This window comes from Nocardia sp. CA-135398 (assembly GCF_050955845.1).
GTDB lineage: Bacteria > Actinomycetota > Actinomycetes > Mycobacteriales > Mycobacteriaceae > Nocardia.
Window position 1 is genome coordinate 3,063,290 of record NZ_CP192084.1, and the last position, 20,818, is coordinate 3,084,107.

Annotated in this window: 18 protein-coding genes and 1 pseudogene; 11 read left to right on the forward strand and 8 right to left on the reverse strand. The window is 64.8% G+C overall.

Annotated elements, in window-relative coordinates; genetic code table 11:
• Nucleotides 1-247: 247 nt before the first annotated feature.
• From ACQP1T_RS13405 to ACQP1T_RS13435, 7 genes are all read left to right on the forward strand, one after another.
• Nucleotides 248-2,140: a glycosyltransferase family 39 protein gene (locus tag ACQP1T_RS13405; RefSeq protein WP_433760368.1), complete on the forward strand. Its 1,893-nt coding sequence runs from the start codon at nt 248-250 to the stop codon at nt 2,138-2,140.
• A gap of 529 nt (nt 2,141-2,669) precedes the next feature.
• A complete protein-coding gene (locus tag ACQP1T_RS13410; RefSeq protein WP_433760369.1) occupies nt 2,670-3,905 on the forward strand; it encodes a YhgE/Pip domain-containing protein in 1,236 nt (411 codons plus the stop codon).
• Nucleotides 3,906-4,902: 997 nt separating this feature from the next.
• Nucleotides 4,903-6,111, forward strand: coding sequence for a low temperature requirement protein A (locus tag ACQP1T_RS13415; RefSeq protein ID WP_433760371.1), 1,209 nt, complete (start codon nt 4,903-4,905; stop codon nt 6,109-6,111).
• Nucleotides 6,112-7,434: 1,323 nt separating this feature from the next.
• Entirely contained in the window at nt 7,435-7,857 is a 423-nt protein-coding gene (locus ACQP1T_RS13420; RefSeq protein WP_433760372.1) for a low affinity iron permease family protein, read from the forward strand.
• 179 nt (nt 7,858-8,036) lie between these two features.
• Nucleotides 8,037-8,183, forward strand: coding sequence for a hypothetical protein (locus ACQP1T_RS13425; RefSeq protein ID WP_433760374.1), 147 nt, complete (start codon nt 8,037-8,039; stop codon nt 8,181-8,183).
• Between the two features lie 115 nt (nt 8,184-8,298).
• Nucleotides 8,299-8,421 (forward strand): hypothetical protein, encoded by a 123-nt coding sequence (locus ACQP1T_RS13430; protein ID WP_433760375.1) that lies wholly within the window; start codon nt 8,299-8,301, stop codon nt 8,419-8,421.
• Nucleotides 8,422-8,463: 42 nt separating this feature from the next.
• Complete coding sequence (locus ACQP1T_RS13435) at nt 8,464-8,661, forward strand: hypothetical protein (protein WP_433760377.1); 198 nt, start codon at nt 8,464-8,466, stop codon at nt 8,659-8,661.
• A gap of 422 nt (nt 8,662-9,083) precedes the next feature.
• Here the strand turns inward: ACQP1T_RS13435 and ACQP1T_RS13440 are convergent, their stop codons facing one another.
• The 3 genes from ACQP1T_RS13440 to ACQP1T_RS13450 all read right to left on the reverse strand — a co-directional run bounded on the left by ACQP1T_RS13440 (nt 9,084) and on the right by ACQP1T_RS13450 (nt 10,150).
• On the reverse strand, nt 9,084-9,257 hold the full coding sequence (locus tag ACQP1T_RS13440) for a hypothetical protein (protein WP_433760380.1): 174 nt from the start codon (nt 9,255-9,257) through the stop codon (nt 9,084-9,086).
• Nucleotides 9,254-9,676: a hypothetical protein gene (locus ACQP1T_RS13445; RefSeq protein ID WP_433760381.1), complete on the reverse strand. Its 423-nt coding sequence runs from the start codon at nt 9,674-9,676 to the stop codon at nt 9,254-9,256. The genes ACQP1T_RS13440 and ACQP1T_RS13445 overlap by 4 nt, the downstream gene beginning before the upstream one ends.
• A 156-nt stretch (nt 9,677-9,832) precedes the next feature.
• The gene (locus ACQP1T_RS13450; protein ID WP_433760382.1) at nt 9,833-10,150 is read right to left on the reverse strand and encodes a hypothetical protein; all 318 of its coding nucleotides are present in this window, start codon (nt 10,148-10,150) and stop codon (nt 9,833-9,835) included.
• 1,194 nt (nt 10,151-11,344) lie between these two features.
• Between ACQP1T_RS13450 and ACQP1T_RS13455 the strand changes: the two genes are divergently transcribed.
• Entirely contained in the window at nt 11,345-12,610 is a 1,266-nt protein-coding gene (locus tag ACQP1T_RS13455) for a lipase family protein (RefSeq protein WP_433760384.1), read from the forward strand.
• A gap of 268 nt (nt 12,611-12,878) precedes the next feature.
• The gene (locus tag ACQP1T_RS13460; protein WP_433760385.1) at nt 12,879-13,019 is read left to right on the forward strand and encodes a winged helix-turn-helix domain-containing protein; all 141 of its coding nucleotides are present in this window, start codon (nt 12,879-12,881) and stop codon (nt 13,017-13,019) included.
• A 280-nt stretch (nt 13,020-13,299) separates the two neighbouring features.
• Here the strand turns inward: ACQP1T_RS13460 and ACQP1T_RS13465 are convergent, their stop codons facing one another.
• The 5 genes and pseudogenes from ACQP1T_RS13465 to ACQP1T_RS13485 form a co-directional block, all read right to left on the reverse strand.
• Entirely contained in the window at nt 13,300-13,719 is a 420-nt protein-coding gene (locus tag ACQP1T_RS13465; protein WP_433760386.1) for a hypothetical protein, read from the reverse strand.
• Nucleotides 13,716-13,937, reverse strand: coding sequence for a hypothetical protein (locus ACQP1T_RS13470; RefSeq protein ID WP_433760387.1), 222 nt, complete (start codon nt 13,935-13,937; stop codon nt 13,716-13,718). Before ACQP1T_RS13470 ends, ACQP1T_RS13465 begins: the two co-directional genes overlap by 4 nt.
• A 22-nt stretch (nt 13,938-13,959) precedes the next feature.
• Nucleotides 13,960-14,181 carry a hypothetical protein gene (locus tag ACQP1T_RS13475; RefSeq protein WP_433760389.1) on the reverse strand — a complete coding sequence of 74 codons (222 nt, stop codon included), beginning with the start codon at nt 14,179-14,181 and terminating at the stop codon, nt 13,960-13,962.
• Nucleotides 14,182-14,925: 744 nt separating this feature from the next.
• Nucleotides 14,926-17,283, reverse strand: a complete 2,358-nt coding sequence (locus ACQP1T_RS13480; protein ID WP_433760391.1) for an arylsulfatase — start codon at nt 17,281-17,283, stop codon at nt 14,926-14,928.
• Nucleotides 17,280-17,935, reverse strand: a pseudogene (locus tag ACQP1T_RS13485) (DNA-processing protein DprA). The gene ACQP1T_RS13480 and the pseudogene ACQP1T_RS13485 overlap by 4 nt, the downstream one beginning before the upstream one ends.
• On the opposite strand from ACQP1T_RS13485, the gene ACQP1T_RS13490 reads away from it, so the two are divergent.
• Nucleotides 17,934-19,337, forward strand: coding sequence for a DUF1254 domain-containing protein (locus ACQP1T_RS13490; protein WP_433760392.1), 1,404 nt, complete (start codon nt 17,934-17,936; stop codon nt 19,335-19,337). The pseudogene ACQP1T_RS13485 and the gene ACQP1T_RS13490 overlap by 2 nt on opposite strands.
• A 12-nt stretch (nt 19,338-19,349) precedes the next feature.
• Complete coding sequence (locus tag ACQP1T_RS13495) at nt 19,350-20,771, forward strand: DUF1254 domain-containing protein (RefSeq protein ID WP_433760393.1); 1,422 nt, start codon at nt 19,350-19,352, stop codon at nt 20,769-20,771.
• The last annotated feature ends 47 nt before the right edge of the window (nt 20,772-20,818 follow it).

The following is a 20,818-nucleotide window of genomic DNA, read 5'->3' on the forward strand; positions in this document are numbered from 1 at the left end:
TCAGCCGGGATCGGCTCGGGTTGGTTCGCTCAGTTCGTGCCCGGATCGGTTCGTGCTCGACCTCGACCCGATGAGCGACTGGAGCTGATTCCCAGCAATTTCACAGCCGGCCACAAGGATTCGGCGCGGTTGGTCGCCGATTCTGTCCCGCATGACCGATTCAGTGATGGTGTCGACTCCACGGGACACGGACCAACGGCGTGTCCTGCGGCACGGTTCGTGGCGAAGTGCTCCACGAAGTGAGTACATGGGACTGGCGCTGCTATTGGTCGGCACCGCCGCCGCGTATCTCTGGAATCTGACCGCCAACGGCTGGGGCAACACCTTCTATGCCGCCGCGGTCCAGGCGGGTTCGAAGTCGTGGAAGGCGCTGTTCTTCGGTTCGTCCGACTGGCCGAACACGATCACCGTCGACAAGACTCCCGCGTCGCTGTGGCCGATGGAGTTGTCGGCACGGATCTTCGGGTTCGGCAGCTGGAGCATACTGATGCCGCAGGTGTTATTCGGGTTGGCATCGGTGGCGTTGCTCTGGGCGTGTGTGCGTCGATATTTCGGGCCGGTGGCGGGCTTGGGCGCTGGGCTGGTGCTGGCGCTGACTCCGGTGGCGGCGTTGATGTTCCGTTTCAACAACCCGGATGCGCTGCTGGTCTTGTTGATGATCGCGGCGGTGTGGGCGATGTTGCGGGCAGTGGAGGACGGTCGATGGCGGTGGTTGGTGTGGTGCGGACTGTTCGTCGGGTTCGGTTTCCTTGCCAAGCAATTGCAGGTGTTGTTGGTGGTGCCCGCGTTGGCGTTGACGTATCTGGTTGCCGGGCCACCGAAGCTCGGCAAACGGATCGCGCAACTGTTCGCCGCCGGCGTGGCGATGATCGTCGGTGCCGGTTGGTGGGTGCTGGTAGCACAGCTGTGGCCAGCCGATTCACGGCCGTACTTCGGTGGTTCCCAACATAATTCGATCGTCGAGCTGACTCTGGGATATAACGGCCTGGATCGGCTGGGGTCGTTCGGCTCGAATGGCTCCTCATCGGGACCGGGCGGCTGGCCTGATATGCCCGGCGGGTTCAGTCCCTGGGGGCATGCCGGGATCACGCGGTTGTTCACGGCCTCGGTGGGTGGTCAGATCGCCTGGCTGATCCCCGCCGCACTGGTGCTGCTGGTGGTGTCGATCGTGTTGTGTGGCAAAGCGGCTCGCACTGATCGGCGGCGCGCGGCACTACTCTTGTTCGGAGTGTGGGGGCTGGTCACCGGACTGGTGTTCAGTTTCATGAGCGGCATCTTCCACGAGTATTACACCGTGGCGCTGGCGCCCGCGGTCGCGGCAGTGGTGGGTGCCGGCAGTGCGGTGCTGTGGCGGGATCGGGATCGCCTGTGGGTGCGTTCGGCGCTGGCGGTGAGCATAGTTCTGACTGCGGTCACCGCGTGGATCCTGTTGGCGCGAATGCCGGATTTCGTGCCGTGGCTGCGATGGGTGATCGCGGGAGGCGCCGTCGTCGCTGTGCTCGGTGTACTGGTGCAAACCTCGCGGCTGGCATACGCCGCTGTGTGCGCGGTTTTGTTCGTCGGTCTGGCTGCACCGACCGCCTACGCCGTCGACACACTGCAGTCGGCGCACGGCGGATCGATACCGAAGGCAGGTCCGCAGACCGGTCTGCCCTGGATGCCAGGGGGTGGGGGTATGCCGCCCGGCAATGAGATTCCGCCGTTCGGCGAGCTGGATGCTGAATCAGGGACCGAAGCAGGGGGAGGGGCCCCCGGTGGCGGACCGGGGGTGAAGCCTCCCGGCGAGGCAACCGAACCGAGTAGTCGGTTGGTGGCGCTGCTCACGGCGAACGCCAGGTCATACACTTGGGTTGCCGCGACTGTTGGTTCCACGGCGGCGGCCGACTACCAGTTGGCCACGGATGGTGCCGTGATGCCCATCGGTGGCTTCAGTGGTGGAGACCCGGCACCCACCCTCGCACAGTTCCAGAACTATGTTTCGCAGGGCCGTATCCACTATTACCTCGCCAGCGCCTTCGCCAACGGCGCTCCTGGGTCCTCGACGACGACCGAGGGCACGAAGATCACACAGTGGGTGCGCGATCACTACCGCGCTGTCGAGGTCGACGGCGTCACGGTGTTCGACTTGACGGCCGAATGAACGAGAACGTCGAGCACACGGCTCCGCGGATACTGATCATCGACGACGAACCCATGGCTAGCAACGGGAAATGAACTCGCGTTTCCGGCCGCGCACTACCCGCGACGAAGAACTCAGCCGGGCGCCGATCGCCACGTCGGAATGTTCGGAGATCAACGGCGCCACAAGTGGCAGTAGAGCCTACAACGTATTGACGGGACGGCCCCTGCCCAGGAAACGCCGGCTTTGGGTTCACGATCTTCGCAACACACTCGTTTGGAGAGGTTGGGGGGCGGGACCATCCACCGCATCATCAGCACGGCCCCCGGCAGATACCGCAAGCTGCTGACCGTGAGCGCGACCCAGTGGCCGCTGTCGGTTCTGAGATGGTCTCGCGGCGATGTCCACGTGGCCCGAGACTGCGCGCTCGCGCGCACGGGTCGCAAGGGAGCAGAACACATATTACGGTTACGTCATGACCGATATTCGAGGCTCTATGGAGGGTTCGAGCGTCCCTCGCCTGTCTGTGCGTGCCTGGATCGGCCCGGGGGTGGTGATCGTCCTGCTGATGACGTTGCTGGCGACGGCCTATCTGGGTTATGTCGTGAACCCGGAAAAGCACCTGCACGGGTTTCCGCTCGCGGTGGTGAACCAGGACGACGGCGATGTCCTCGGTGGGAAGCCCACCAACGTCGGTGCCCAGATCACCGATGCGTTCGTGCGTGAGGTACCGGCGGATAAGATCGACTTGCGGGTGGTCGGTATCGCCGAGGCCCAACGCCAGCTTCAGCGCGGCGAGGTCTACGGGGCCATTGTGATTCCCAGCGACTTCACCAAACGGCTCGGGATCTTCGCCACGGCCAGCGTGGTTCCCGGCGATGTCACCCAACCCATGATCACTGTGAACACCAATCCCCGAACGGGTACCTTCGCAACCCAAATCGTGGTCAAGATTGCCGAGCAAGTCCTGGCCAAGACCAACGACAGCGTCGGGGCGCAGATCGCCGCCATGGTCAATGCCCAACTGGGCGCGGGCGGACAAACCCCTGCGGAGATGGTCGGTTTGAGCCGGCTGATGCTGGCGCAGCCGATCCATGTCGTCGTGGCGCCCTTTCACCCGCTGCCCGAGGGCACCGGCAACGGGCTCACGCCATTCTTCTACGCGCTGATGTTGCTGCTGGCCGGGTTCACCGGTGCCATGGTGATCAATTCGTTGATCGACTCGGCGCTGGGATTCGCTCCCACCGAAATCGGCCCGAAGTACTCCAACATCCCGGCAGCGCCAATCTCGCGGCTGCGGACTTTGCTGGTGAAGTGGGCCATCATGGCAGGTGTAGCGCCGGTGGTCAGCGGCATCTACATGGCGGTGGGCCATTGGCTGGGGATGCCACTCGATCGTCCTTTGGCGCTGTTTCTCTACAGCGTGTTCGCGATCGTCGCGGTCGGGATCACCGCCCTCTCGGTGCTGGCCGCCCTGGGTTCGGCGGGCCTGCTGGTCAACCTCGTGCTGTTCATCGTGCTGGGGTTGCCTTCCTCGGGCGGGACGATCCCGATCGAGGCGACCCCCAAAGCAGTGGCATGGCTGGCGAATTTCGAACCGATGCACCAGGTGTACCTCGGAATTCGCGCAATCCTGTTCTTCGACGGCCCCGACGATGCCGGCCTGAGTCACGCGGTGTGGATGACGATGTTCGGGCTGGCCGTAGGCCTCGTGCTCGGCGGCGCAGTAACCCGCTACTACGACCACAAAGGACTCGACCGCCGACCGGACCGGTCTGCCGCGTAGCCAACACAGCGGCACCGGCCAGAGCCGTGCTCGAGTCCCACGGCCGCGGATGGCCGGTCGGCGCCAGGCCGACGCCACCCGCGCCATCTGCCCGACACCGGAGTGGCTGCCATCGGTGCATGCGTGTCATGCGACGGCATCGTCGGACAATCGCCGCTCGTAGCGGCTGTGCACCCGCCTCGACGGCATCGAGCAACCCGGACCCCCGACCGGACCGTCACCGGTCCCGCCCGTAATCCCGATCACCGGCCCCGTCGCACCGACTCCATCAATCCGCAACCCGTTCAGGTGCGGGAACAAGACCGCCCACGGCACAACCTCTGAACACCGGGCACATGATCATCATCATGCCGCAGAACGCAATTCGCCTGGGTCAATCACGGAAAGCGTGCCAGATCCAGTATTCAGCCGGACGCGACCATACCAAATCTCACAATCGGAAGACGCCCGGATCCGCGCGGCCCGAGCGATCGTCAAGACTCTCACGAGCAACTACGGCGGGCCATGGTTATCTCGTGCGGTCGGTGCCGCAATTGCCGCGAGGGTATGACTGGGGTCTGCCAACGATGTGGGCGTTGATCGAATCCACGCCGATCGGGTCAATACCTCCCGCGGCGAAGGACGCGCAAAACCTTGCGTCACAGTGTGCTTCCCGAGCCCACCTCGTCGGGATACAGCGGTGAGTCCGAGGATTTCGACGTCGATTCCAGCTTCGGCGAGAAGCACACCGGCCGTGAGACCAGAGATGCCCACAAGCACAGTGCTCGGCGAGTCGTCGAGAGTCCACATCTCCCCGAGGTAGAGGCCCATGTGTGGAATGCCGGTTCCCGCGTCGGCCAGCACGCACACCGGGACCCCATGGCGCGCGCACGGCGGCCTGTTCGGGATCGAGCGAGTCCAGCGCTAGAGCGCATGGCCGGCGGGTAATGGTTACCGACACCACACACATCCTGGCAGTGCGGCGACATCTATTCAGGAGCGGCCATACTCTCGGCTGGTGGACAAAGTCACGCCGTCAGCAGACACACAGCCGCACGAACGGCATGCGACCTGGATGGAGCTGTTCTTCGACCTGGTCGCGGTCGCGGGCATCGGACAACTCACCCATCTGCTGCATCGCGGGCCCACGCTGCTCCACGCCGCCCTGTACCTGCTGCTCTACCTGGCCTTCTGGATGGCGTGGGCCTGTATCACCGTGTACGGCAACATCGCCCGCGATCAGACCAGGCTGCCGCTGATGCTGTCGGCGATGCTCGGCCTCGGCGTCATGGCGGCGGCGGTCGCGGGCATCCCGGACCGGCACGCGACGGCGTTCGCCGCGGTGTATGTGCTGGTTCGGATCGCCACCAGCCAGGTGTGGGGCCGCGGCTGGGTCATCGTCGACTGGCCGGTCACCCAGTTGGGCGGCGGTGTGCTGCCCTGGGTTGTCTCACTGTGGGTGGCCGAGCCGTGGAAGTACTGGCTGTGGGCGCTAGGGCTGGCCGTGGATATGTGGAGCATGTTCGCGGTCAATGGTGAGCAGATATTGATTGCGGCGCAGCGGCGCTTCGACGGGCGACTGCGGCGCTCGAAACGCTTCGATGACGTCGAGTTGCCGAAAATACAAGCGCTGCATGCCGATCCCGCTCATCTCGGGGAACGGCTCGGCCTCTACGTGATCATCGTGCTCGGTGAGGGAGTCATCGCGGTGAGCAGCGCGGTGAGCGGCGTCGCGTGGACACCGACGCTGGGGGTGGTCGGGATCGGGGGGTTCGCGATCCTGGTCGGCATGTGGGCGTTGACTCTGATGCACGGCTTCGTGCCGCGCCTGATGGCCGGCGAGGTGCCACCGGAGGTGCTGCCGCGCCAGCGCATCATGGCCCTGCACTGCGTGGTCACCGGTGCCATCGCGACGGTCGCCGCAGGACTCGGTCTGGTGGCGGAGCATCCGCAGGGGCACCTGTCCGCCGGGGTGGGCTGGGTACTCTGCGGCGGCGCGGCGGTGTTCTTCGCGATCCTCGGTATCGGTGGCGTTGTTGGGCCTGCGCGTTGGCGCTGGCTGTTGAGCTGGCCGGTGCCGTGCCTGGTGATCGTTGTGGTGCTCGGTGCCTTCGGTCCGCACGTCGGCGCGGTGGGATTGGTGTGCTCGATAGTGGTGTTGGTCGGGTGGGCCGTGTTCTGGGAGTACCAGGTCAGCGGTCGGCACCTCGAGGCCGCCGCAGACTGATTCGCCGCGCGTACCTGGTGTACGCCGGAACGCCAATCGCGCGCCCGGCACGAATCCGATCCGTTGCTCGACCTCTGCGGTACCGCTCAGGCAGAACCGGTTGTCGCCAGATCATCCCGGCGCCTGCCCGTCCCGAGGCTTCAGCGCGCCTAGCGGTCACGCAACGCCTTCAGCGCAGCGGCGAAGGACGGCCAATCGAGGGTCTGAGTGCGCGTGTCGGCACCGCAGCTACCGGCTGGGCGATCGAACCGGCGTAGCAATGGCCGGTCGCATCGTTGCCGAGGTGCCCGAGTTGTCCGTGGAGTGATTGCGGAAACGGTGCGCAGCGGCTGTGAAGCAGTTGCGGTGGAAGTGGTCGTGCGCTGGCCGATCAATAGCACCTCACAGTGACCGCGGCGGATACGGCCAGGACAGGGTGTCCAGGCGATGCCCGGACCCGATTTTGGGTGCGTCCGGTCCGGTGCTCCGCGACCGTGCGCAGTGGCTGATCGAGACCGGATGCATGGACCACACTCAGCGATGCGAGGAACTGGTGGTCATCCGTGCCGACCGAACCCACCGCTGAACCCGCCGGATCACCCTTACCACCGACAGCCCGCCTCGGTCGTGGGTTGATCAGTGCTTGGAGTTCATCGCAGGGCGAGCACGATCTTCACCGCTGTCGGTTTTGCGTTGGAATCAGTCCCCGCTGGTCAGTCCGGTGACCGCCGAGCGGGTCTCGACGACCCGGCCCTCGGCTCGTGACCGAGCACGTCGTCGGGTTTCATATTGGCACCGAGGACCTCGTACAGGCGCAGGTCCGAACCACAGATGCCAGTCGATGTTCCTCACTCGAAATCTTCAGGTCGCTCTGGCCGTACCCGCGCGGGCGTCAGCGAACGAGCCGAGCAGGGAGGCGTCAGCTCGGAGTCCGGTCTTAAGCATCCGGTTTCACCGCGGACGGCGCGGGTATCAGCGCGTCGAGAGCCGTATCGGCTGCTTCGCCGCATGACCAGGAGGATCGATGGCAGATCAGCACGGACACCGACTGGCCGGTACCACCGCATCAACCGCGCTGTCCGACCTCGGATTCGCGGCCTTCGCCACGGGCGTCATCGCCCGGCGCCACCGCGTGATGGGGTTGCTCGAGCGCGCGAACGCGGACGCGCGGGTCCTGACACGCATGCGCGCGTTACCTCGCGAATCCTGTTCGAGCCCCCGCAAACTGCCGACTGGTATACCAATGCCGTTGATATCGAACGACTTCGGGATCGAGTTCACTGTGCGCCCCGCACCATTTCCGATCGATCGAGCCTGGCACGCCGACCCCGCGCAGGACCGTCGATGAACAAGTACACACGGGCCCCTTCCGGCGAGAACAGCACGATGCCCTCCGATGTCGACGGCAAGCCAGGCCTGTTCGACCGCTTCGCCAGCGGGGCCGCCGCACTGACCTCCAAAGCGGCGTTTTTCGTATTCTGCGTTTTGATGGTGATCCTTTGGGCGCCGACGTTTGTGATCCTGCCCAGCGTGGACACCTGGCAACTGGTGATCAACACCGCGACCACCATCGTGACCTTCCTCTTGGTCGCACTGCTGCAGAACACCCAATCCCGCTCCGAGGAAGCCCTCCAACAGAAACTGAACGCCATCGCCGACGCGCTCGCCGACCTCATGAACGAACTCAGCACCGACTACCCCGAACTCGGCAATCACCGCACCGAACTCATCGACGCGGTCGGACTCGAGAACCGCGAATCGGCATAGGACGAACCCATCCGCCGAAAGCTGTTTTCGCACAAACATTTTTCAGCATGATCCGGGCTCATGCGCTGTTTCACCGACCTGAATCCGGACACCCTGCCTAACGGATCGGATCGACCGACGGCGTGACCGTGATCGCTAGCCGCGCATCCCGGTCACCATGAAGACGACGGGAGAAATCCATGAGCAACCAGGACGTTATCGCGCAACTCCGCCAGGACATCACCACAGCCGAAGATGCTGGTGATGAGTCGACTGTCGCTCGACTTCGCGCAGAACTGATGGAAGCGATGCGCCACGCAGACAAGCCTGCCGACCAGGATCGTTAAGGGCCGCTGCCGCGGTGGCTACAGTGTTGCACCGCGGAAATCGCTGGCTGCGGTGTCGTCGCCACAACGGCGGGTATGTCGCTGGCGACCCTCGACGTCGAGCGAAGGAGCGGACATGCGAGTCGTTGTCGTCGGCGCGACCGGGAACGTCGGCCCGCGGTTCGTGACCCAGCACCATGCGGCGAGTACTGATCACTACGACGTACGGCTCGAGATCGACGGCGCGCTGGCGTCGTAGGCGGCGCCGAAGGGACCGTCCACGAATCCGAAGGACAAACGGATGGCCCGCAGAACCGAAGACCATCCGCTGGAATACCAGACATTCGAGGGCACTATCCCTGAAGGCACACGATCTCATGCAGACCGCAACCACACCGCCAACGCCGGCGACGACGGTCAACGCGACCTTGGTGAGGCCGATCGGCGCGGCCGCGACATTGCTGGTGGGTGTGACCCTTGTGTACCTGGTAAGCGATGAAGGCCACAGCCAGGCCAGCGCCCAGCGCGAGGACGACTGCAGGTAGCAACCTGATTCGTCCCGCGCGGTACCTGATCGCTCTGTTGAGCTTGCTGATCCGAGAACCGACCGCGCTGGTCTTCCTACGTGCTGTCGCGCCGACGGCGCTCACCCACCCGAGCATCGCTCGATTCTGACCGAAGCGACCCCGAACCCCGCACTGTAGGGGGTGATCTCACCGCCGAGAATGCCTGTGGGTGTTGAGAATCGATCGATTCTCGACGCCTGCGGGGCTGCGATTTACCAGCACACAGCCTGCGCGCCAGCCCGTTGGACGGCCCCGGAAGAAGTGTTCCGGGGCCGTCCTAGGTGCTGGGCTCCCGCCGCCCGGGGGTTCTACGCAGCTGCTAGGGCGCGGCTGGGCGTGGGCTCGGCGGCGTTGATCACCCCAGGATCTGATTCCATGCGTCGATGAAGTCGCGCGCCAGGTCGCTGAAGAATCCGTACACCTGACCTGCCTGCTGGGGCGTGTTCGACAGCGATGTGAGGAAGCCGATTTCCTTGCTCAGCACATTGTTCAGAAGGTCACTGACCGCCCCGAATACGTTAAGGATCATCTGCTGCCAGTCGGGGTGCTGGTGGCCGAGGTCTTTGGTTTTTCCTTGGTCGAGTCCTGCAGCTGCTCGTACTGGGTTACGGCGCGATCCACCAGTTGATTGATCAGGTCGTCGAACTCTCCGGCGGAGATGTCACCGGCGCGGAAGCGCTGAGCATCCGCGGCCGCCTCGTCCGCGGTGTGGTTGAGCTGGTCCAGCATGCCGGTCTTGGTGGGTTGAAGGGCGTCTTTGACCTCTTGGGGAATATTCGCCACTCTGACGTCGGGGGCGGGGATGTCAGTAGCGGACGCCGCCGAACCTGTGCTGTCGCCGGCGCTGTGGCGCTGGGCGATGGTGTCGAGCAGGGTGGTGAAGTTCTGTCGGTTCTGGTCATTGCCCCTCCTACAAGATCGTGCACTGGGTCTTGCAATCGACGACACGAACCCGGCTGGATCACGCGAGACTCGCCGAGCCGTGTCGGGCTGAGCCGGTCGACAGGCCGCTGTATCCGACCCATACAGTGGCTCCCGCAAACTCATCAATTCCTCGACAGTCCATGAAATGACTTCGAGCGGCTGCGGCGATGGTGGTCTGCGTCAGACCGATTCGACGATCGCTGACTTCACCACCGCACGGTCAACCAACTGCCTGACACGCCTGCCCTGATCCGCTGCCACTACCGTCTTGGCTCCGGTGAACACGGGCTCGGAGAACATCGTCACCCGCAGCCCCTTCTCCACGTGCAACACCAGATCCTCTTTGCCCGGTGGCGTGGGGATGCGGTCGTATCGGCCGTCTTGGACATCCCGATACATCAAGTAGGCGTATGCGGCGCCGCCATCAACGAACATTTGCGCCCGCGGGTTCGTCTCCGACATCGGGGAGATGCACTGCTGGCTTGCAAAAGTAGTCAACGCGTCCTCCTAGCTCCGGAATACTGCCGATGGGTCAGCCTTACCGTGAGACCGCGAGAGTCCACCAAACAGTTTGCCCTGTTCACACCTCCGCACGGATACGATTCGCCCGTTCTTACTCTGGCCTCGCCGACTATCTCAGCCGCCGAGTTGACCCACTATCGGTGGTCAGGATTCAGACTTACAAGCAGTCGTTTTGGCAGCTCAGCTTGCCTGGTGTGACTTGCCATCGGGATGTCAGTGGATGACCTGGCGGTTTGCCACACGCGTTGAAGGATCCGGTAACTGTCACCCAGTGACCTGGCGCGACGGTGGTTGCCCGCGTGCTGACCACTGTTCTCGCGATCTCTGGCCCTCGCCCGCCATGTGCCGCTGCCGTCGGCAGGGACCGGACCGGTGTGTTCGCCGCGCACGACCCGGGGGCGACGGGCGGGGCTGTCGATACGGTCGGCGAATGTGCGGAATCAGAACCGGTCTCGACGCGATCCTGATTCAATTGATCCGGAGATTCGCCTTGGAAGACCGTCTACGAGATCAGTGTGGCGTGACCGGTGGTGGAGGACATCCGGTGGCGCCCTGTTCACACGGTGAGGACGCACCCATGGCTGAATTCGATGGCACGTATCCGATCGTCACCACGCCGCCCGGCAGCGGTTCCGCGCTGAAGCCCCGCAGCCCAATCCGAACAGTTGAACGATTCGCTGGAGCCGTGCGCCGAGCGATCACGAACTGAGGAGGATGACAAAATGCACAAGCTCTGCATATCTGAGATGCCTTCCCGTGACGAGCTGCAAAACCCGTCAGAGGCCGTGAAGAAGTACATCCCAGCCTCTGACGGAGGCCGCGATGACACATCCGCGCCATTTGGTTCTGAAGCCGGCCATCACTACGAATGCGTCACCGCGCTTCCGAAATGAGCGAGTCTCCCGGCACGGCGTCGGGCGAGATAGCAGACGGCTCGCCCCGGCACGGACCAGGCAGGCGACGAAGGCCGTAACTGCCCAGGGCGGGCCCCACCAGCCGAGCGAATCGGGCGGCCAGCGGTTCGACCGGATCCGGCCCATCAGATCCATGGTCAACCGCCCAATTCAGCGAAGCTGAACGCTGAGCCGGCATGTCCGGTGGACCAAGGTCTGGACTCGCCTCCACGGCTTGCGGTCCGGGGATGATCTGTCTCCGCTGCGGACCAGGCCCGTGAATCCGCGTCATCGCTTCACCCCTGTCTCTGTTCGGATGAAACTTCTCTTCGACAAGGAGCGGCACATGACTGCACAATCCACGACGAGCAACGAGGCGACCCTACAAGACAAGGTCACATTCCAGCTGTCGCTGTACGCGAACTTGATCAACGGCGAGGAAAACGACGGCAACCTGGAGCACCTGCTTCAGCAGCGGATCCAGGACAATCTCGACGTCAACCGGGGGGTCATCGGGGGGTGGGAGATTGTCTGGGGTCCAGGGATCGAGGTGTTCCCCACCGACCTGTACGCGCTCAACGTCCTGTACATGGTGCGAAGCACCGACGACCCCTCCCGGTACGTGATCGCCGTGGCCGGCAGCACGAACGGACCGTTCGACTGGCTCGTCGAGAACTTCCTGATCGGCCAGATCCCGTGGCTCGCCCATCCCGCCGCCCGCTACACGACCGGCGCGGCCATCGGGGTGAACATCCTCACGAAGATCACCCCCTCCGGCGACCGCCCCGGCGCCGGTCGCACCCTACACGCGTTTCTCGGCGCGCTCGATCACACCGATATCGACCTGACCGTCACCGGCCACAGCCTCGCTGGTGTCCTGTCACCCACACTGGCCCTGTTGCTGCGCGACACCCAGCAGCTGTGGGACCCATCCGAGAAAGGCAGGGTCAGCGTGCTGTCCACCGCCGGACCGAGTTTCGGCAATCCCGAATTCGTCGCCTACACCACCCAACGCCTGCAGCGGGTGCGGCGCTACGCCAACAGCCTCGACGTTATCCCGAACGTCTGGAACCCCGACGACATCGATCGCGCCAAGACCTTCTACTCCGACAACAACCTGCCCGCTCCTTGGCCCGGACTGTTCGACGTGATCGAACAGGCGTCCAGCTCGGGCCAGTATGCACACCTCGACTCCACCAACGGCGTATTCCCAGGCACGTTCAACCCCAAGGTGACCGACTACCTGAAACAGGTCGGATACCAGCACATAGGCGGCTACAGACAGTTCTTCGACATCCCGGGCGTGACCTGGCCGGTCGCTATCCCGGCGGATGTCGGCGACGCCGGGATAGGCCGCATCGCGGCCTTGGCCGGAGTACCGCTCGGCGACGGTGCTGGCAAGGCGCCGGCGAATCGTCGGCCGCTAACCGCCCCGATCAACGGACAGTCCGTGGAGCTACCCACCGACCCCGACAGCCGCGAGGCCAGGAAACTCGTGGATCGAGTCACCGCCGAGATCGACCCCACTGCCGACATGAACTGATGCCCCGGGCCCGGCCTCGGTCAGAACCGCGGCTCGTCATCGTGCGGGCCGCTGCCAAAGAGGGAGTCACGGCTCCCGGAGGAACGTGAGTTCGTTCCAGTAGGCGTGATCCAGGGTCCCGGTCTGGCCGGGACCCTGGCGCGGCCGGCGCCGCGGCAGACCGCAACCCACTAACACCGGCGCGGCACCACCCCGGGACCGATGAACTGCGAGGTGGCGGATGGATACCGGCGAGCGTCGCTGCTGGCGTGGTGATGAGGAAATCGTCTTGACCGCAAAGGAATACGCCCTGCTGGAGATGTTCCTCACGCAACCGGGAATGGTGCTCACCCGCGAGGTGTTGACCGAGCACTGCTGGGACTTCGCCTACGAAGCGAGGTCCAAGATCCGTGCGCGAGAGGGGATTTGAATACCTGCGTTGATGGTGAGCAGCTCCTGAATCCGGCGAGCCTGCCGGGATTGGCCTGTCGCGGAAGCGGTTTCTGCACGGTCGATGTATTCCCTGCTGAACAATCGCCACCGTCAGGGGGTGGGGGACCGGGCCGATTGCACTGAACCGAGTGGACTCAACGCAGCCTAATGGGCCCCGAGTGACCGGCATTCGCTGTGGACCGATGTCGAAGAGTGCGTCCCAGTGGCTATCGCCGGCCTCGGGGCAGAGGATCTGCCTGGCTGGGTCGTTTATGTCGTCATGTGGTTCTTCTGTGCTGGCGTGACCGTTGTGGCGAGGGGGTGGGGTTCCCGGTGAGGTGGGCGAGCGCGGATGCGACTTCGTTGATTGTTGCCGTGGTGTAGACACTGGTGGGTCCGGCGCTGCCGAGACCATGGCGGGTGAACTCGCGTGCGATCGCGCCGCCGTAGCGGCGCTCGACCCAGGTGGTTGTGGTGTGGCGCAGCCAGTGGATGGAGATGCCGTGGGTGATGACCCAGGGCAGATATCGGCCGAGACGTTCGAACAGGTAGTTGTAGCGACGGCGAGTGATGGGCTTGCCATTGCGTGCGCGGAGTAGTTGCTCGTTCGGTGCTGCTCCGCGCTGTTCGGCGTGGCTGCACAGCGCGCGCATCAGTGTGGGCGAGACCGGCTGCCATTGGTCGCTGCGCGAGTTCATCGTCCCACCCCCTCGGAGAAGCGGCGGGCGGCCATCTCGTCGAGGACATGTGGTGGGAAAACCACCAGCAGGCGTTGATCAGGATCGGCGGCCAACAGGACCCTGTCGTGATGCTGGATGCCCGCGGCGCGGCGTGCATGGGCGGGCAGGGATAGATGCCCATGCTTGGTGACGCCGCGACGGCCGTAGCCGGGGCGGGTGATCACGATCAGCCCCACAGCGATCCGCCAGGACAGGAGGTCACCTGGGGTGCCAATCCAGCGCTGCCAGAACGGTTTTGTCGACCACGCGTCCGTTGGTGTCGACCGGCCGCACGCTGTACACCGCAGTGTGTGCTGGTGATTGCTCGATGGTCGCCATCGGCAGACCGGCACCGATTCCGCAGCCATCGCCACCGGCGAGCCCGATGGAGGAGAAGGAAGGGATCAGCGGAGATAATGTGTCATAGGTCACATCGACCACCGCCCAACGGTACAAACCCGCAGGTGGTGGTGCATGGCCAGAACGAGGTGTCCAGGCGATGCCCGGACCCGATTTTGGGGGCATAAATGCCACAGTTCTGTGTCCGGAGGGGGTATCGACCAGTACGCCAACATCCTGCAACCCCGAAAACTGCTGGTCATCGGCAATTAGCGGTCGCGTGACGGTTCTGGTCCGGTTGCCGCAGGGATGTGCCCCCGGCGGGGCACATCGAAGATGGGAACGCGGGAGACCTGGGAATCAGCTCTGGCCAACTGGTGGTCGAAGCGGGCTTCGCCCTGGGCTAAGGGGAGATGCGGGGTCCTCATCGGTGACTTCTCAGTTTGACGCCGCCTTGGTCCTACGCTGATCGCCAGTAGCCCGTTCGCGAAACGTGTGCGGCAACCTGGTGTGAGAATCCCCCCGCGGGCTGGCGACATGTCATAGGTTGCGCAACTCCGGCCACATGATCGACCACGGTTGGCTCGCTCCGGTGGTCTGCCAGATGGTGACGTCTGTGGTGATGGTGGGAATGCCGATGGGGATGTCGGATCTCGTTGCCGGGGTGACGGAGTCGAAACGTGCGGAGTTCGGCTTCCGTGCCGCTGGCCTTTGGGGGTCGACGGGTCCGCGCCCACCGGGGCACCTATCGCGGGGATGCCGAAGAACACGCCGAATAGATGGCGGGGCTCTCCGCTGTGTAGCCCGCCACCCGGTATCGAGCACCGGGTGGCGGGGTCGGCAGTGTTATTCGCGGGAGAGCATGGCTACGGCTTCGCGTTCGAGGTCGACGTATGGTTCGCCGCTGACGTCGACGGCCACCCGGTGCAGAGTGCCGCCGGTGAATGCCCAGGGTGCGGTGCCGGGGTAGTCGTCGGTGACGGCTTCTGCGGTGTCGCGACCGGCGCTGAGACCCTCGCCGGCGATGGTGAACTTGCCGGGTTGAGTTCGGATCCGGCCCTCGCCGACCTTCCTTTCGCCGTGGAACAGAGTCAGGGTGCCGTGGGCGGTGCCGGGTGGGTCCTCACCGTCTTTATCGAAAGAGGCGGCCAGGATTACGTTTTCGCCGGTCGGTAGCTCCTCGGTGGCGACGATGCGCTGTTCCTCGGTGCCGAGGAAGTTGTACACGTAGTGCAGCCGATTGTCCTTGACGTACAGCGTATGGCCGCCGAACCGGCCTCCGTGCGCGAACAACACCCCGGCCGCATCCGCTCCGGGAATGTCGACGAGCGCCCCGATCGAATACGAGCGGTTGCGGATATTGACCGCCACCGACTCGGGCACCTCGGCCCCGCCCGGCCGGTAGACGTAGCGGTTGCGCGGCGGGGCGAGTTGCGGACGCGGGGTGGTCAGCACCTCGACGGCGGAGCGGTCGTCGAGCGGGAACGCTTGGTTGGCGCCGGCCTCGTAGAACCACAGCCCGATCAGTTCCGCGAGTTTTTCGGGCTCTTCGGCGGCGAGGTCGCGCATCTCGGACCGGTCGACCTGGGCGTGGTAGAGCTCCCAGGTGTCCTGCGGGAAGTGGCTCCAGCCGCTGATGGCGGGGTGGGTGGTGACGGCCTTCCAGCCGTCGTGCCAGATGCCGCGGGTGCCGAGCATGGAATAGAACTGGGTGTGCTTGGCCGAGGGGATGGTGGCCGCGTCGAAGCTGTATCGCATGCTCACACCCTGCAGCGGGAGCTGGGTGTAGCCCTTGACCGTGGCCGGGAGTTCGATGCCGAGGCAGTCCAGCACGGTCGGGACCAGGTCCACGGCATGGTGGTATTGGTCGCGGGTCTCGCCGCGGGCGGCGATCCCGTTGGGCCAGGAGATGATGCACGGGTCGCAGGTGCCGCCGTTGAACGAATACCGCTTCCACATCTTGAACGGGGTGTTGAACGCCATCGCCCACCCGTTCGGGTAGTGGTTGTAGGTCTTGGTGCTGCCGAGGTCGTCGAGCATCCGCAGGTTTTCGGCCATATCGTCGGCGATGCCGTTGGCGAACTTGTTCTCGTTGACCGAGCCGTCGGGGCCGCCTTCGCCGCTGGCACCGTTATCGGAGACCACAATGACGATGGTGTTGTCGAGTTGTTCGATGTCGTGGAGGTAGTCCAGTAACCGGCCGATCTGATCGTCGCAGTGCGACACGAACCCTGCGTACACCTCCGCCATGCGGGCGAACAGCCGCTTCTCGTCGGCGGAGAGGGTGTCCCAGGGGCGGGTGTAGTCCAGCGGCGGGAAGGGTTCGCCGCCGGGCCCGCGGCGTGTGTCGGGGGTGCCGATCGGATTCAGCGGGGGCAGTTCGGTGTCCTGGGGGACGAGGCCGAGCTCCTTCTGCCGTGCCAGGGTCTGCTCGCGCATGGCCTCATAGCCGTCGTCGAATCGGCCTCGGTAGCGGTCGGCCCATTCACGAGGCACCTGGTGTGGCGCATGCGCGCAGCCCGGCGCGTAGTAGAGGAAGACCGGCCGGTCGGGCGCGATCGCCTTGACGTCGTCGATGTACTGGATGGCTTTGTCGGTGATGTCGACGCTGAAGTGGTAGCCCTGCTCCGGAGTGGCTGTTTGCTGGGTGGGGTGGTTGTCGTGGACGAGGTCGGGATACCACTGGTTGGTCTCGGCGCCCAGGAAGCCGTAGAAGCGTTCGAAGCCCCGGCCGACGGGCCAATTGCGTTTGGTGGAGGCCAGATTCATCTCGTCCTCGGCGCACAGGTGCCACTTGCCGACCATCGCCGTGCTGAAACCGTGCTCGACCAGCACCTCGGGCAGGGTGGCGCATTCGGGCGGAATATGCCCGTTCGCACCCGGGAATCCGATGGCCGCTTCACTGATGCAAGCCATCCCATTGGTGGTGTGATTGCGCCCGGTCATCAGGCAGGACCGGGTCGGCGAGCACAGGGCGGTGGTGTGCCACTGGCCATAGCGCAGACCGTTCGCGGCGATCTTGTCGATATTCGGAGTATCGATCGGCCCGCCATAACAGCCGAGAGCGCCGAATCCGACGTCGTCGAGGACGATGTACAGCACGTTCGGCGAGCCGGGCGGCGCCTTTGGTTGCCCGTACGGACCCCAGTCCGGGACGGAGTCGCGAATGTCGAGGTTGACTACACCCCTGAACGGTTTGGTCATGGTATGTCTCCTCTGTGATGGACCCCTTTCCCAGCCAAGCACGGCCCGTCGATGATTGCTATGGGATTGCTGAAGGGGATCCGATGGTGGCCCCACCCGGCGGCGTCGAGAGTGCCTGAGCGCTGCCCGGCCTCGGGAATCACCAGCAGCTGAGACAGGACCGCGATAAACCGGTTGCGTTGCGGGAATCGGTCGCGGCTGGTGCCGGTGCCCAGTGGGTATTCGGAAATGACCGTCCCTGATTCGGCACGGCGTCGAACAGTTTCTGGTGGGTGTGGGGATAGACCCGGTCCAGGCCGGTCGCGGCGACGATCGTCGTTGACGCCGAGCGTGCGAGCGCCGCGCGGTGGGCGGTGGAATCCACGCCGTAGGCTCCGCCGCTGACGATATGGCAGCCGTGATCGGCCAACCCCACGGTGATCTCGCGAGTGATCCGCTCGCCCCGCTCGGTCGACGCCCGCGCACCGACCACACCGACCCGTGGCGTGCCGTCAGTGTGAATCGGCCCATTGCCGCGTATCCAGACCGCGACGGGTGCGACCCCGGCGGCGGCGTCGAGATCGTCGAATCCGAGTGCAGCCCAATCTGTGGCTATACTCCGGCTGATCTCTCGAAGTTGTCCGACCTGATCGGGAAGTAGGGAGAACGCCATGAGTCATGTGTCGCGGCGATACATGCTGCTGGCCGGTGCCGCTACAGGCGCGGGCCTGGTCGCGTGCGGCAAATCGACGGATTCCGGCGGTGCGGCGAGTTCCAGCAGTGTGCCGCCGGGCGATTCGCGCTCGGTCGCGATCGACGCCTATATCTTCGGCTATCCATTGGTGCTGATGGATGCCACGCTGCAGTCGAATATCGCGGGCCTGCCCGCCAATCGGATCGGCGGCTTCGGCCCGGTCGATCCCAGGATGACCGCGGTGGTCATGCCGAATGTCGACACCCTCTACGCCACATCCTGGCTCGATCTGGGCGACGAACCGGTGGTGCTGCAGGTTCCGGAAATGGACGGCGACCGGTACTGGGTCATGCAGATCATGGACGCCTGGACCAATACCACCCACGATCCGAGCAGTGTCGCACCGCAGGTGAAGGACGGACACACCGGGCCGTACGGCTATGTGATCACCGGCCCCAATTGGTCGGGCACGTTGCCGGATAACCTGACTCCGCTGGCAATGCCCACCGCGACCGCATGGTTGATCGGTCGCATCGAACAGCGCGATCAGGCCGATCTCGCCGCCGCCGAGGAATTACAGCGTCAGGTGCGGATGGCACCGCTGAGCGCCTGGCTGCGCGGTGAACGACCGACCCCGATGATCGATCCGAACACTGCCGCCCCGATCGCGCCGCCGCAGCAGGTCGCGCGGATGGATGGACGCACCTTCTTCGAGCGGCTCTGCGCACTGATGCTCACCAATCCGCCCGCTGCCGCCGATACCGCAGCCCTGCAGCGGTTTTCGACGATCGGCATTCGACCTGGCGGCACGGCGTACGGTGCTCCGGCCGCAGATCTCGACGCCGCGGTGGCGGCGGGCCAACTGCAGATTCCAGATTTCGCCAATCCCAAGTCCAGGCACGAGAACGGTTGGGACTTTGCGACCAACCTCGGGACATATGGCACCGATTACCGGTTGCGCGCCTTCACCGCGTGGACCGCGCTCGGCGCGAATCTGCCCAGAGATGTCGTCTATCCGGAGATCAGCGCGAATGCGGGGGAGCAGGGCGCGCCGCGCCGGTACCGGCTGTATTTCGCGGCCGGTCAGGCACCGCCCGCGCGCGCCTTCTGGTCGCTGACCGCCTATACCGGGACGCGCTTTCTGGTGCCGAATGCGGCGGGCATTTACTCGGTCGGCCACCAGCGTCCCGTCGTGCCGCTGCCGGACGGTGCGCTGGAACTCGCCATCCAGGCCGAGGATCCGGGAGGTGAAGTGCCATATGGCAATTGGCTGCCGATTCCGGAATCAGGGACGTTTCGGCTCGCGCTGCGCCTCTATGTGCCCGATGACCGGGCACTCGACGGCAGCTGGCAACCGCCGAGTCTGACCCGAGTCGGATGAGCGAGGAGATCGATGGATAACCACGGTGCCATCCTTACCCCGTCGCAGGTCTCGCGTCGGACGGTCCTCGGGCTCGCCGCCGCCTGTATCGGACTTGCCGCATGCGGAAAGTCCTCGGACAGATCCGCGTCGACCTCGTCCGCCTCCGACGATGTCGAGGCCATCGCCAAGGACGCCTACATCTTCGGCTATCCGCTGGTGTTGATGGACGCCACTCGGGTTGCGGCCGAAGCGATTGCACCGGTCAATACCTTCCAGCACGCCACCGCGCTGCCGACACCGGAGCGCCGCGATATCTTGCGACTGAACCGGGACACCCTGTATTCGACGGCGTGGCTGGATGTTTCGGCGGAGCCGATCGTATTGCAGGTGCCCGCGATCGATCCGGGTCGCTACTGGCTGATGCAGGTGACCGATGCCTGGACGAATACCGTGCACGACCCGAGTAGTGTGCGGCCGCAGGTGAACTCGGGTCGCCCGCCCTTCACCTATCTGCTCACCGGTCCGAAGTGGTCGGGCATGGTGCCCGATGCCATGATCGAGTTGTCGGTGCCGACACCGACTGTGTGGTTGTTCGGGCGGATCGAGGTCAACGGTCCCGATGACATCGCCGCCGTCACGGCGCTACAGCAACAGCTGAAGCTGGTGCCGCTCAGCGCATGGGCCACGAGCAAGGACACGCCGTCGCCGTCCACCAAGACCCCGCCGGGTCCCATGGCCGTCCCGCCGCCGAAGCAGGTACACGATATGGACGCGGCGACCTTCTTCAACCGAATGTGCACGGTCATGGCGGTGAATCCGCCACGTTCCGAGGATGAACCGGCGATGAAACGCTTCGCCGCCATCGGGATTCGGCCGGGCGGCAGCGTCCACGGCATCTCTAACGATCAGCTGACCGCGGCGGCCGATGTGGCGAAGAAGGAGATTCCGGCCTACACCGCGAACGTGGTGAACGAGAACGGATGGCGCCTCGATCCAGGAGTCGGCACCTACCGCACCGACTACCTGCTGCGGGCCAATACCGCGTGGGGCGGCTTGGGGACCAACCTACCGCGGGACGCGATCTACCCGACCATGTTCGGCAAGGCCGACCGCAATGGCGCGCCCACCAAGTTTCGGCTGCACTTCCCACCGGGACAACTCCCACCGGTCGACGCGTTCTGGTCACTGACCGCCTACGACGCCGACGGCTACCTGGTACCGAATGCGGCAAATATCTACGCGATCGGACATCAGGTTCCGGTGGTGACCAATCCGGACGGTTCGGTCGATCTCGCCGTGCAGTATGAGAATCCGGGTGCCAGCGTGCCCGCGGGCAACTGGCTGCCCATCCCGGCATCGGGCCAGTTCTCGCTCATCATGCGGCTCTACGCGCCGAAAGATGTCGCCATCAGCCAGCATTGGCAGCCGCCCGTGCTGACGGTAGTGCCGTAGGCGGCGAGACACCGTGGGCCGCTTGGCTTTTCCGATCTCCCTCGCCG